The 12,829-nt window shown below is 66.8% G+C and carries 12 protein-coding genes; 6 read left to right on the top strand and 6 right to left on the bottom strand.

Annotated elements, in window-relative coordinates; translation table 11 throughout:
• The first annotated feature begins 18 nt into the window (after window positions 1-18).
• Window positions 19-1,926, top strand: a complete 1,908-nt coding sequence (locus G6N36_RS19560) for a DNA polymerase III subunits gamma/tau (protein WP_163688543.1) — start codon at window positions 19-21, stop codon at window positions 1,924-1,926.
• A 3-nt stretch (window positions 1,927-1,929) separates the two neighbouring features.
• Here G6N36_RS19560 and G6N36_RS19555 read toward each other — a convergent pair whose 3' ends face one another.
• Window positions 1,930-3,243 (bottom strand): class I SAM-dependent methyltransferase, encoded by a 1,314-nt coding sequence (locus tag G6N36_RS19555; protein ID WP_163688542.1) that lies wholly within the window; start codon window positions 3,241-3,243, stop codon window positions 1,930-1,932.
• On the bottom strand, window positions 3,240-4,631 hold the full coding sequence (locus G6N36_RS19550; protein ID WP_163688541.1) for an FAD-binding oxidoreductase: 1,392 nt from the start codon (window positions 4,629-4,631) through the stop codon (window positions 3,240-3,242). The genes G6N36_RS19555 and G6N36_RS19550 overlap by 4 nt, the downstream gene beginning before the upstream one ends.
• Before the next feature lie 75 nt (window positions 4,632-4,706).
• Between G6N36_RS19550 and G6N36_RS19545 the strand changes: the two genes are divergently transcribed.
• The gene (locus G6N36_RS19545; protein ID WP_163688540.1) at window positions 4,707-5,144 is read left to right on the top strand and encodes an SRPBCC family protein; all 438 of its coding nucleotides are present in this window, start codon (window positions 4,707-4,709) and stop codon (window positions 5,142-5,144) included.
• A gap of 5 nt (window positions 5,145-5,149) precedes the next feature.
• Here G6N36_RS19545 and G6N36_RS19540 read toward each other — a convergent pair whose 3' ends face one another.
• A complete protein-coding gene (locus G6N36_RS19540) occupies window positions 5,150-5,914 on the bottom strand; it encodes an Rv3717 family N-acetylmuramoyl-L-alanine amidase (RefSeq protein ID WP_179964822.1) in 765 nt (254 codons plus the stop codon).
• A gap of 88 nt (window positions 5,915-6,002) precedes the next feature.
• Between G6N36_RS19540 and G6N36_RS19535 the strand changes: the two genes are divergently transcribed.
• From G6N36_RS19535 to G6N36_RS19525, 3 genes are all read left to right on the top strand, one after another.
• Complete coding sequence (locus G6N36_RS19535) at window positions 6,003-6,341, top strand: YbaB/EbfC family nucleoid-associated protein (protein WP_083126326.1); 339 nt, start codon at window positions 6,003-6,005, stop codon at window positions 6,339-6,341.
• Between the two features lies 1 nt (window position 6,342).
• Window positions 6,343-6,954, top strand: a complete 612-nt coding sequence (recR, locus tag G6N36_RS19530; RefSeq protein ID WP_163688539.1) for a recombination mediator RecR — start codon at window positions 6,343-6,345, stop codon at window positions 6,952-6,954.
• A gap of 112 nt (window positions 6,955-7,066) precedes the next feature.
• Entirely contained in the window at window positions 7,067-7,933 is an 867-nt protein-coding gene (locus tag G6N36_RS19525) for a type IV toxin-antitoxin system AbiEi family antitoxin (RefSeq protein ID WP_163688538.1), read from the top strand.
• Here the strand turns inward: G6N36_RS19525 and G6N36_RS19520 are convergent.
• Entirely contained in the window at window positions 7,930-8,646 is a 717-nt protein-coding gene (locus G6N36_RS19520; protein WP_163688537.1) for a type 1 glutamine amidotransferase, read from the bottom strand. The genes G6N36_RS19525 and G6N36_RS19520 overlap by 4 nt on opposite strands.
• A complete protein-coding gene (locus G6N36_RS19515) occupies window positions 8,639-9,868 on the bottom strand; it encodes a Mur ligase family protein (protein ID WP_163688536.1) in 1,230 nt (409 codons plus the stop codon). The genes G6N36_RS19520 and G6N36_RS19515 overlap by 8 nt, the downstream gene beginning before the upstream one ends.
• 44 nt (window positions 9,869-9,912) lie before the next feature.
• On the opposite strand from G6N36_RS19515, the gene G6N36_RS19510 reads away from it, so the two are divergent.
• Complete coding sequence (locus tag G6N36_RS19510; RefSeq protein WP_163690770.1) at window positions 9,913-10,932, top strand: DEDDh family exonuclease; 1,020 nt, start codon at window positions 9,913-9,915, stop codon at window positions 10,930-10,932.
• Between the two features lie 3 nt (window positions 10,933-10,935).
• On the opposite strand, the gene leuA is transcribed toward G6N36_RS19510, so the two are convergent.
• Complete coding sequence (gene leuA / locus G6N36_RS19505) at window positions 10,936-12,777, bottom strand: 2-isopropylmalate synthase (RefSeq protein WP_163688535.1); 1,842 nt, start codon at window positions 12,775-12,777, stop codon at window positions 10,936-10,938.
• Window positions 12,778-12,829: the final 52 nt, after the last annotated feature.

Below are 12,829 nucleotides of genomic sequence, written 5' to 3'. Positions count from 1 at the left end.
CTCGGTAGCCTGCTGAGCGTGGCGCTCTACCGCAAGTACAGACCCGCGACCTTCGCCGACGTGGTCGGCCAGGAGCACGTCACCGAACCGCTGTCCACGGCGCTGACAGCGGGGCGCATCAACCACGCCTATCTGTTCTCCGGGCCGCGCGGGTGCGGCAAGACGTCGTCGGCGCGAATCCTGGCCCGGTCGTTGAACTGTGAGCAGGGGCCGACGGCCACACCGTGTGGGGTTTGCGCGTCCTGCGTGGCGCTCGCGCCCAACGGCGGTGGCAGCGTCGACGTCACCGAACTGGACGCGGCCAGCCACGGCGGGGTGGACGACACCCGGGAGCTACGCGATCGCGCGTTCTACGCTCCGGCGCAGTCGAGGTACCGCATCTTCATCATCGACGAAGCGCACATGGTCACCACGGCGGGTTTCAACGCGCTGCTGAAGATCGTCGAGGAGCCGCCGGAACATCTGATCTTCGTGTTCGCCACGACAGAGCCGGAGAAGGTGCTGCCGACCATTCGCTCGCGGACCCATCACTACCCGTTCCGGTTGTTGGCACCGCGGACCATGCGGTCGCTGCTGGAGCGCATCTGCGCGCAGGAGACGGTGACGGTGGACGACGCGGTGTACCCGCTCGTCATCCGTGCCGGCGCCGGATCGCCCCGTGACACGCTCTCGGTGCTCGACCAACTGTTGGCGGGTGCGGACGGTAACCAGGTCAGTTATCCACGGGCCCTGGCGCTGCTGGGTGCCACCGATGTGGCGCTGATCGACGATGCGATCGATGCGCTCGCGGCCGGCGACGCCGCCGCGCTGTTCGGGGCGGTCGAGGGCGTGATCGACGCCGGCCACGACCCGCGGAGGTTCGCCACCGATCTGCTCGAACGTTTCCGCGATTTGATCGTGCTGCAGGCGGTTCCCGACGCGGTCGCCCGCGGTGTGGTCGACGGACCCGAGGACGTGCTGGAGCGGATGCGCGATCAGGCGACCCGGGTCGGCACCGCCACGCTGACCCGCTACGCGGAGGTGGTGCACGCCGGGCTGGGCGAGATGCGCGGTGCGACGGTGCCCCGGCTGTTGCTCGAGGTCGTGTGCGCGCGGCTGCTGTTGCCGTCGGCCAGCGATACCGAGTCGGCGTTGTTGCAGCGCGTCGAGCGCATCGAGACCCGGCTGGACATGTCGATCCCGGTGGGGGAGCTGCCCGGTGGCGCGCCGAAGTACAGCCGCAAGAGCCAGGCCGCACCGGAACCCGTCGCCGAAGCAGCCGGCGAGCCCGAACACGTCGACCCCAGGCCCGCACCGGAGCTGAAGCCGGCGCTCGAGCCGACGGTCGTCGTCGAGCCCAAGCCGATGCCGGAGCCGACCCCCCCGCCCGAGCCGGTTTCCGCTCCGAAACCGGAGCCGGCATCGCCTCCGCCGGTGCGCCAGCCCGCCGACCCCGTCGTAGCGGCGCCGCCACCCGCGGCCGTCACCGGTGAACCGAACGCCGCTGCGGTGCGCAGCATGTGGACGACGGTGCGCGAGAAGGTCCGTCAACGCAGCCGCACCACCGAAGTGATGCTGGCCGGCGCGATCGTCCGCTCCGTCGAGGGCGACACCCTGGTGCTCAGCCACGAGTCCGCACCCCTGGCCAAACGGCTGACCGAACAGCGCAACTCCGATGTCATCCGCGAGGCGCTGAAGGACGCACTGGGTGTCGACTGGAAGATCCGATGCGAGGTAGGCCCGCCGGGTCCGCCGCCCGCCGCCGAGCCGGAGAAGAAGCCTGCTGCCGCGCCTGGGCCGCCGCCACCGATCGATGTCGACGACGAGGAGAGCATGCTCGCCGAGGCGGGCAACGACACATCCGACACACCGCGGCGCGACCCGGAAGAGGTGGCGCTGGAGCTTCTTCAGAACGAACTCGGCGCCCGCCGCATCGACGGCGGCTAGGCCCTAGGGCGTCCACCACGGGCGCAACGGCAGCCCGCCGTCGTTCCCGCGCGCGTCCAGCTTGACTGCCAGAACCTGGTGCAGCTGAATGATATTCGTCTCGAAGCCCACTCGGGAACCGGCCATGTACAGGCCCCACACCTTCGCGGTGGGGAGTCCGACCTCTTCGACGGCCTCGTCCCAGTGCTCTTCGAGGTTGCGGCACCAATCCCGCAGCGTCAGCGCGTAGTGGTGGCGCAGGTTCTCCTCGTGCACCACCTCGAGGCCGACGTCCTGCGCCTCGGTGATGATGCGGCCCGAACCGGTGAGCTCCCCGTCGGGAAAGACGTAGCGGTCGATGAAACCGCCTGCGTTGGCGCCGGTTCGGTTGTCATGGCGGGTGATGCAGTGGTTGAGCAGCAGCGCGCCGACACGCATCTTCGACTGGAGGAACCGGAAGTACGCCGGATAGTTCTGCACGCCGATGTGCTCGGTGAGCCCGATCGACGAGACCGCGTCGAACCCTGATTCCCGGATATCGCGGTAGTCGCCGTGGCGCACCTCGGCGAGATCCGACAGACCCTGCTCGTCAATCGCGTTCCGTGCCCACTCCGCCTGCTCCTTGGAGAGCGTGACGCCGATCGCCTTCACCCCGTGCCGCGCGGCGTACCGGACCATGCCGCCCCATCCGCAGCCCACGTCGAGCAGTCGATCACCGGGCTGCAGCCGCAGCTTCTCGAACACCAGCCGGTACTTGTTCTCCTGTGCCTCCTCCAAAGTGGCGTCGGCATCCGGATAGCAGGCGCAGGTGTAGGTCATCGACGGACCGAGCACCCACTCGTAGAACTTGTTCGAGACGTCGTAGTGGTGATGAATGGCCTCGGCGTCGCGAGTCTTGCTGTGCCGCAACCCTTCCATGACACGACGCCAGCGCGGCAGTGCTTCCTGGGGCGGCGGGGCGATCGGTTTCAGATGCTCGATGCCGATGGTGCGCACGATGTTGGCAAGCACCCGCGGCGGCGGAAGCCTGAAATCGAGCTTGTCGGCCAGCGCCATGAGCAGGTCGTAGGGATCCGCCGGATGGACGCCGAGCGGTCTGAGGTCGCCCGCCACGTATGCGCGCGCGAGCCCGAGCTCACCGGGAGCGGTCGCGAGATACGTCGTGCCGCGCGGCGTCAACAGGTCGAGGCCCAGCGTGGCGTCCTCGGGTCCGGCCGAACTGCCGTCGTAGGCGGTGAACTTCAGCGGAATCTGACCCGAGGCGAAGATCTCCAGGATCTCTGCCAGCGTGAGTCTTCCGGCTGGCGCTTGTGTCGAATGTTCTTTGAACGTGGTCATCGTCGTTGCACCGCCTTTGCATACAGGTCGAGGAGTCTCGAGTCGGGGTCGTAGGTCTTTTTGACGGTCTTGTAGGTTTCTCCACCATAGAGTTCGTCGAACTCTTCCGGGCTGTAGTACGCATCGGAATACAGCGATTTGTGACCATCCAGCTCGCTGACCTTGCGTTCGATCAATCTATTCGTATGTCCTTCGGTCGGACCCACCGGTACCGACGACCAGAACCCGACGTTGACGTAGGTGCTGTGGGCGCGGATCGGGTACAGCGGCCAGGTGGTGTCGCCACGGAGCCGCAACGGGCACAACCAGATCGGCTCGATCGGCACGTTGGTCAGGAACCAGTCGACGAACTCTTCTGCGCGGGACAAAGGGACCTCGATGTCCTGCACGACGCGTTCCAATGGTGGTCGGCCGTTGCGCTTTTCGATCCTGTCGGCGATGTTGAAACGCTGGTCGTAGCCGATCAGCTTCCAGTAGACGCTGCTGCGCCGGTAGCGCCGCGGCCAGAACCGGCGGATGAGCGGATCCTGGGCGCCGAATGCCCTTGAGCACCAGAACCAGTCGGTATCCCAGCGCCACAGGTAGTCGTGGATCGTCAGGCGGTCGTGCTTTTCGCCCTCGGGGTGTTGGATGGACCGGTAGTAGATCTGCTGGCCGGTGTAGTCGCTCACGGGACCCGGAGTGCCGGTCTGGTATCCGAGTACCAGGTAGCTCTCGTCGGCCGAGAACACGACACCGTCGAGGTAGTCGACGGGCTTGCCGACCGCGATGTCTGGGTGGCCTCCGGTTTCGACGATGCGGTCCATTGCCGCAAACAGGTCTGTCAACGCGTTGAACCGCAGATGACGCAGCTCGACGAACGGCTTCACCGGCTCCAGCTCGATCTTGATGCGGACCGAATATCCCAGCGTGCCATAGGAATTCGGGAATGTCCGGAAAAGATCCTGATTCTCGGTGGCGGAGGCGGTCACGAGGTCGCCAGTGCCGGTGAGGATGTCCATCTCCAGCACCGATTCGTGTGGCAGGCCGTTGCGGAACGATGTCGACTCGATACCGAGGCCGGTGACCGCCCCGCCGAGCGTGATCGTCTTGAGCTGCGGCACCACGAGCGGCGCCAGCCCGTAGGGCAGCGTTGCCGCCACCAGGTCCTCGTACGTGCACATGCCCGCGACGTCCGCGGTCCGGTTCTCGGGATCGACCGCGATGACCCCGCCGAGGCCCGAGACGTCCAGACCCTTGGTCGACGTCTTGGCCCGGGCCCGGAAGAGGTTCGACGTGGGTTTGGCCAGTCGGACCGTCGCGTTCGGGGGAATCGCCCGGTAGCTGGCCAGTAGCCGCTCTACCCCTGCGGAGTGAGCAGAACGTGCGTCGGTATCCACCACTGACACAGATATACGCTAGTCCGCGGTCGCAGGTGATGCGACCGCACCGACTGTGATCACCCCTACCTAGGAGTTGCACCGATGGGACAGGTCAGCGCGTCCAGCACCGTCGAGATCGCCGCCGCGCCGGAGGCGGTACTGGCGGCCGTCGCCGACTATGCGACCGTGCGCCCCCGGATTCTCTCGCCGCACTACAGCGAATACCGGGTGCTCGAGGGCGGGCAGGGCGCGGGCACCGTGGCGTCGTGGAAGCTGCAGGCCACGAAATCACGAGTGCGTGACGTGAAGGCCAGCATCGACGTCGCAGGTCACACGGTGATCGAGAAAGACGCCAACTCGACGATGATCACGAACTGGACGGTTTCCCCGGCAGGGGAGGGCTCGTCGGTGACCGTCAAGACCTCATGGAAGGGCGCCGGTGGCATCGGCGGCTTCTTCGAGAAGACGTTCGCGCCGCTGGGCCTGCGCAAAATCCAGGCCCAGGTGCTGGAGAACCTCAAGAAGCAGGTGGAGGGCTAGGGCCGCTAGCTGGAGCCGAGGAAGCCGGCGATCCCGCGCACCACGGCGTCGGCGTACTTCTGCCGCCCCTCGGGTGTCTTCATCAGCGCCGAATCGGCCGGGTTCTTCATGTTGCCGAGCTCGACCAGGACCGACGGGAACTGCGCCAGATTGAGCCCCGCGATGTCCGACCGCGGATTCAGGCCGCCGGTACCGATGTAGGTGGACGGCACCAGGCCTGATGCCTGCAACTGGTCCTTCATGATCGTGGCCAGTCGCACCGAAGGCCCGGCCTGCACGTCGTTGAGCGGTGGGGACGAGTAAAGGACGTGGAAGCCGCGACCGCTGGCGGGCCCGCCGTCGGCGTGGATGCTGATGACCGCGTCGGGGCGCAGGGAGTTGGCCATCGCCGCGCGTTCGTCGACGCAGGGACCCGCACTGGCATCGTCGCCGCGTGACATCGCGGTGCGCACTCCGAGCGCGGTCAGTGCCTGGCGGATGCGCAGTGTGGTCTCCCAAGCGAAGGCATGCTCGGCATAGCCGTCGTCGGTCGACGTACCGCTGGCCTGGCAATCCTTGGTACCGCCGCGGCCGGTGGGCACCTGGCGGCTGATGGACGAGTCGTTGACGGCGTTGTGACCGGGGTCGAGGAAGACGATCTTGCCGGCGATGTTGGCCGGCGCTGCGGATGCGGGGCTGACAAGCGTCGATGCGGCGATGAGGAGTCCGGTCGCCACCGCGGCGCAGGAGCGCAGAGTTCTGGTGGCACCGACACGCAGGCGGGGATGCACGGGCGCCACCGTAGCGCTGACCCCGACTAGGCTGAAACCCCAACGCGACGACGCAACCGAGTCGAGACCAATACGCAAGGGGATCGTCATGCAACCCGGCAGTGGTGGCCAGCCCGATATGTCCGCTCTTCTGGCTCAGGCGCAGCAGGTGCAGCAGCAGTTGATGGAGGCGCAGGCGGCGCTGGCCGCAGCCGAGGTCAACGGTCAAGCGGGTGGCGGCCTGGTGCAGGTCACCATGAAGGGCAGCGGCGAGGTGATCGCGGTCCGGATCGACCCCAAGGTCGTGGACCCGCAGGACATCGAGACGCTGCAGGACCTCGTCGTCGGCGCGATCGCCGATGCGTCCAAACAGGTGACGATTCTCGCCCACGATCGCCTGGGCCCTCTCGCCGGCGGCATGGGCGACATGGGACTGCCAGGACTCTGACTTGTTCGAGGGACCGGTCCAGGATCTGATCGACGAGCTCGGCAAGCTGCCGGGCATCGGGCCGAAGAGCGCGCAACGGATCGCATTCCATCTGCTGTCCGTCGAGCCGCCGCAGATCGACCGGATGACCGCGGTCTTGAACCGTATCCGCGACGGGGTCACCTTCTGCGCGGTGTGCGGCAATGTGTCCGACGACGAGCGGTGCCGGATATGTTCTGACTCGCGACGCGACGGCTCGATAGTGTGCGTCGTCGAGGAACCCAAGGATGTGCAGGCCGTCGAACGCACCCGTGAGTTCCGCGGCCGCTATCACGTGCTCGGCGGTGCGCTTGACCCGTTGTCCGGAATCGGGCCGGAACAGCTGCGAATTCGCGAGCTGCTGAACAGGATTGGCGAACGGGTCGACGGCGTGGACATCACCGAGGTGATCATCGCGACCGATCCGAACACCGAGGGCGAGGCCACAGCGACGTATCTCGTCCGGATGTTGCGCGACATCCCGGGTCTCACGGTGACGCGTATCGCCTCCGGGCTCCCGATGGGTGGTGACCTGGAGTTCGCGGATGAGCTGACGCTGGGCCGCGCGCTCGCCGGTCGACGCGCAATGGCCTGAGTTCGCCGCGCCTTCTGACGCCCAAATCCGAGTTTTGTAGACGTGCACTCGCACTTTTCCTACAAAAGTCGACTTTCGTGACGGTGTCAGTGGGGCAGAGCAACATGAAGCCATGGCTGAAATTCTGCTTGGCGGGGAAGCATTGGCGGCGGGCGTGGTCACCCGCCACGGGCTTCGGCGTTGGTACACAACGCTGTACCGAGGCGTGTATATCGAGAAGGGCGTCGAGCCATCGCTGCGTGACCGGGCGATAGGCGCATGGCTGGCGACGCGCCGTAAGGGTGTCGTCGCTGGTGTGGCGGCCTCAGCGTTACACGGGGCACCGTGGGTCGACCTCGCCGAGCCGATCGAGGTGCTGGGCGTCAAGAGTCAGCCGCAGGAAGGCCTGATCCCGAGGTCCGAACGCATTTCCGCCGACGAAATCACGAGGGTATCGGGCCTGCCCGTGACTACGCGCGTCCGAACGGCTTTCGACCTCGGCAGGCACCTGGAACGTGGCGACGCGCTCGCGCGGCTCGACGCGTTGATGTGGAATCAGCGCTTTCAGATCGATGACGTGCTGGCGCTGAGTGAAAGGTACCCGCACAGCCGTGGGACGCGGCAGCTACGCGAGTTGCTTCCGCTCGTCGACGGCGGCGCGGCCTCGCCGAGGGAATCACGGATCCGACTGTTGTTGTTGGACGCGGGGTTTCCCCGACCGGAGACGCAGATACCCGTCGTGCGTGGCGTCACTCCGGTGGCGTGGCTCGACATGGGCTGGCCCGAACTCCAGGTCGCGGTCGAGTACGACGGGGATCACCATCGAAAGGATCGTCGCCAATACGTGAAGGACATCGCGAGGCTACGCATGCTCGAGGCGCTCGGCTGGATCGTCATCCGCGTGATCGCCGAGGACAAGCCGCAGGATGTGATCGCACGGGTCGAGGCGGCGCTCGCCGCGCGCGGCTGCTTCGTGGACACCGACCGCGTCGCCGCCTAGACCCGGCGGGGGGCCGCCAGTCGCTCCTTACGCAACTGCGCGACCTCGCCGATCTCCAGCGGCGGCAGCTCGCCGACCACGCGCGACAGCAGATGGTCCGCGAGCTGAGGATTGCGGGCCAGGCACGGCCCGTGCAGATACGTCGCGACGACGCTGCCCTGCACCGCGCCGTCGATGCCATCGCCGGCACGGTTGCCCGCCCCGCTGACCACCCGAGCCAACGGGCGCGCTGCGGACCCCAAAACCGTTCCGCCGCGGTGATTCTCGAACCCCGTCAACCGCTCCGTCAGTTCCGGCAGCAGGGGCTGCGACACCACCTCGCCGATCGTCCGGCTGTCCTGCGGCGACGTCGTGACATCGAGCATCCCCACCCCGTCGACGCGCTCGCCCGACGACGTCTCATACCAGTGGCCCAGCACCTGGATCGCCGCGCAGATCGCCAGCACCGGTGCGCCCCGCTCCGCGGCCTGCTGCAAACCGGGGTAACGGATCAAGTGCTTAGTAGCCAGCCGCTGCGCGTAATCCTCGGCTCCGCCGAGGGTGTACAGATCCAGCTCGGCAGGCACCGGGTCTGCGAGGGTGATCTCGACGATCTCCGCATCGAAGCCCCGTAAGCGCAGGCGTTGGCGCAACACCACCGAATTGCCGCCGTCACCATACGTTCCCATCACATCGGGCAGCACCAACCCGATTCGCACCGTCGACTCACCCATGACGCGCCAGGACCCGTTGCAACTGTAGGAACGCGGTGTAGTTGGCGACCACTTCGACATGCCCCGGTGGACACGACGTGATCGCCTCAACAGCGTTGTGCACCAACGTGTGTTCGACACCCGCATAACCGAGGCGCACCGCCAGATCGGTACCGCGCTCTCCTGCGGCCACCACCGGGTGGTTCACGAAATGCTCGAAGTTGACGTCCCACAGCCATGACAGGTCCTCCCCGTCGGGCACCTGACCGTTCACCGAGATCACCACTGAGCCGGCGTCGGTGTCGACCATCGACAACGCCTCCTGCCAGCCCGCCGGATTCTTCGCCAGCAGCATGCGCACCGAATGCTGACCCAGCTGCACCGTGCTGTACCGCCCGGCGACCTCGTCGACACGCGATACCGCCGCAACGGCGGCCGCTGGATCCGCGCCCACCGTCACCGCGGCGGCGACCGCCTGAGTGGCGTTGCCGCGGTTGATGTTCCCCGGGAGCGCCAGCTGCATGGGCAGCGACAGTCCGTCGGGCCCGTGAATGTGCGTGTCATCGTAAGACCACTGCGGCTCTGGCCGTTTGAAATCAGTTCCCGTCGAATACCAGTGGGCGCCGTCGCGCACGATGATCTCACCCGAGCGCGGGCAGCTCACCGAATCGTTGGCCCACCCACCGCCTGCCGCGACCCACACCACATTTCCGCTGTCGTATGCGGCCGACGTCATCAACACGTCGTCGCAATTCGCGACGACGACCGTCGACGGATGACGCGCCAGACCGGCCCGCAGCGTGCGTTCGATGTGATTGATCTCACCGACGCGATCGAGCTGATCTCGCGACAAATTCAGCAGCACGATCACCGCGGGATCCAGGGCGTCGGCCACATGCGGGACGTGCATCTCGTCGACTTCGAGGGCGGCCAGCGACGCGTCCCGCGTGCCGGCGAGTGCTGCGACCAAGCCAGCGTCCATGTTCGCGCCCTCGGCGTTGGTCGCGACCGGTCCCAGCGTTCCCAGCGCCGCGGCGGTCATTCGCGTGGTCGTGGACTTGCCATTGGTGCCGGTGACGATCGTGGTGCGACGGCCCTCGCCGAGCTGACGCAGGAGCGATCTGTCCAGCGTCATCGCGACCAGGCCGCCGATCATCGCGCCTGCACCACGGCCGGTGACGCGCGACGCCCAGCGCGCGCCGGCGCCCGCCGTCAGCGCTGCACGTCCGCGAATCGTGACCATCCCCGGCAGTCTAGGAGCCGACACGCTGAGTGAGCGCACCGGCGATGTCACCCGTCCGTGCCATCCTCGAATTTGTGAGTCAGTGCTGGGGTCGCCCCGCGACCGACGATGGCGCAGGCTGGGCCGTCGTCGACGTGGAGACCTCGGGTTTCCATCCGGGACACGCTCGTGTCATCAGCATCGCGGCGCTGGCTCTCGGTGACGACGGCAACGTCGAACAGAGCCTCTACACGCTTCTCAATCCGCGGGTCGATCCCGGCCCAACCCATGTCCACGGTTTGACCGCCGAGATGCTCGAAGGCCAGCCGTGCTTCGGCGACATCGTCGGCGATCTGGTCGAGCTGCTGCGTGGCCGCACCCTGGTGGCGCACAACGTGGGGTTCGACTACTCGTTCCTGACCGCTGAGGCCGAGATGGTCGACGCGGTACTGCCCATCGACACCGCGATGTGCACCGTCGAACTCACCCGCCGCCTCGAGTTGGGCACCGAGAACCTGCGGCTGGAGACCCTTGCCGCGCACTGGGGTATCACGCAGCTGAAGCCCCACGACGCGCTCGACGACGCGATGGTGCTCGCGCAGATTCTCAAGCCGGTCCTGGTGCGTGCGCGGGAACGCAAGGTGTGGCTGCCCGTTCGCCCGCTGTCGCGGCGCGAGTGGCCCAACGGCCAGGTGACACACGAGGAGCTGCGGCCGCTGAAGATGATGGCCGCACGGCTGCCATGCCCGTACGTCAACCCGGGCCGGTTCGTCGAGGGCAGGCCGCTGGTTCAGGGGATGCGGGTGGCACTGGCGGCCGAGGTCGAGCGCACTCACGAGGAGCTCGTCGAGCGGATTGTGCATGCCGGGCTGTCCTATACGGACAACGTGGACTCCGAGACCTCCCTCATCATCTGTAACGAGACCCGACCCGAGCAGGGTAAGGGCTTCCAGGCCCGTGAGCTGGGCGTTCCGTTCATCACCGACACTGATTTCCTGAGCCGGCTCGACGCCGTGGTCGGCGGCAGCACCATCGAGGAATTCACCGATGTCACGCTGGCCGGCGACCAGTTCGCGCTCTTCTAGGGCCTAGCGAGTCGCACGGTTGACCGCCGACACCACTGCGCGCAGCGATGCGGTCGTGATGGACGTCGCGATGCCGACACCCCACACGGTCTTGCCGCCGATCGAAGCCTCAACATAGGCCGCGGCCTGGGCTTCCTCACCCGCCGAGAGAGCGTGCTCGGAATAGTCCAGCACGGATACGTCGAACCCGATGGCGCCCAACGCATCCACGAACGCGGCGAGCGGACCGTTGCCCGCGCCGACGATCTCGCGCTCCACGCCGTCGACCTTCACCACCGCCTCGATGGTGTCGGTGCCACCGTCGACCTCGGAGGCGATGACCTTCTGCCGGATGCGTTCGAGCGGCTTGCGCGGGCTCAGGTACTCCTCGGCGAAGACGTCCCACATCTCCTTCGGCGAGACCTCGCCGCCCTCCCCGTCGGTGATCTTCTGAATCGCCTGGGAGAACTCGATCTGCAGTCGCCGGGGCAGGGCCAGACCGTGGTCGGCCTTCATGATGTAGGCGACGCCGCCCTTGCCTGACTGCGAATTCACCCGGATGACAGCCTCATAGGTGCGGCCGACATCGCGCGGATCGATCGGCAGATAGGGAACCTGCCACAGGATGTCATCGACATCGGCGTCCTGCTCGTCGGCCGACACCTTCATGGCATCCAGACCCTTGTTGATCGCGTCCTGATGGCTGCCGGAGAAGGCGGTGTACACGAGATCGCCGCCATAGGGGTGGCGTTCGTGCACCGGCAGCTGGTTGCAGTACTCGACCGTGCGACGGATCTCGTCGATGTTCGAGAAGTCGATCTGCGGGTCGATGCCTCGGGAGAACAGGTTCAGGCCCAGTGTGACGAGGCAGACGTTGCCGGTGCGCTCACCGTTGCCGAACAGGCAGCCCTCGATCCGGTCGGCGCCGGCTTGGTAACCCAATTCGGCTGCGGCGACGGCGGTTCCGCGGTCGTTGTGCGGGTGCAGGCTCAGGATGATGGAGTCGCGCGGGGACAGGTGCCTGTTCATCCACTCGATCGAGTCGGCGTACACGTTCGGGGTGGCCATCTCGACGGTCGCGGGCAGGTTCACGATCAGCGGCACGTCGGGGGTGGGCTTGATGATCTCGGCGACGGCGTTGCACACGTCGACGGCGTACTCCAGCTCGGTACCGGTGTAGGACTCCGGGCTGTACTCGTAACGCCAGAGTGTGCCGGGGTACTTCTTGGCCTCCTCGACGCACAGTCTTGCGCCGTCGGTCGCGATCGACTTGACCGCTTCCCGGTCGGCGCGGAACACGACGCGTCGCTGCAGGATCGACGTCGAGTTGTAGAAGTGCACGATCGCCCTTGGCGCACCCTCGCACGCCTCGAAGGTCCGCGTGATCAGCTCGGGCCGGCACTGGGTGAGGACCTGGATGGTGACGTCGTCGGGGATCGCGCCCTCAGCGATGATCTCGCGGACGAAGTCGAAGTCGGTCTGGCTGGCCGACGGGAATCCGACCTCGATCTCCTTGTAGCCCATCCGCACCAGCAGGTCGAACATCCGGCGCTTGCGCTGCGGGCTCATCGGATCGATCAGGGCCTGGTTGCCGTCCCGCAGATCGACGGCACACCACATCGGCGCACGGTCGACGATCTTGTCGGGCCAGGTGCGATCGAACGGAACCGACGCTGTCCCCCCGGTCGGAACTCCGCCGGGCACTTCCTCAGCGAAGGGGCGGTACCGGCCGACGGGCATCGACGAGCCGCGCTGGGTGTTCCAGGCGGGCTGGCCGGGGTTCGGTGGGCCCGACGGCGTGGTCAGGGCACGTACGGACGCGAAGGCGTCAGGAGAATCTGGTGCGGGTCTTGAGAAGGTGGTCACGATATGGCTCCGGGTTGTCTGATGGACTCACGACCGGCGCATCGCAAACACC

It is taken from the genome of Mycolicibacterium gadium, assembly GCF_010728925.1.
In the GTDB taxonomy this organism is placed as follows: Bacteria; Actinomycetota; Actinomycetes; order Mycobacteriales; family Mycobacteriaceae; genus Mycobacterium; species Mycobacterium gadium.
This window is presented reverse-complemented; position numbering and strand designations above follow the sequence as displayed.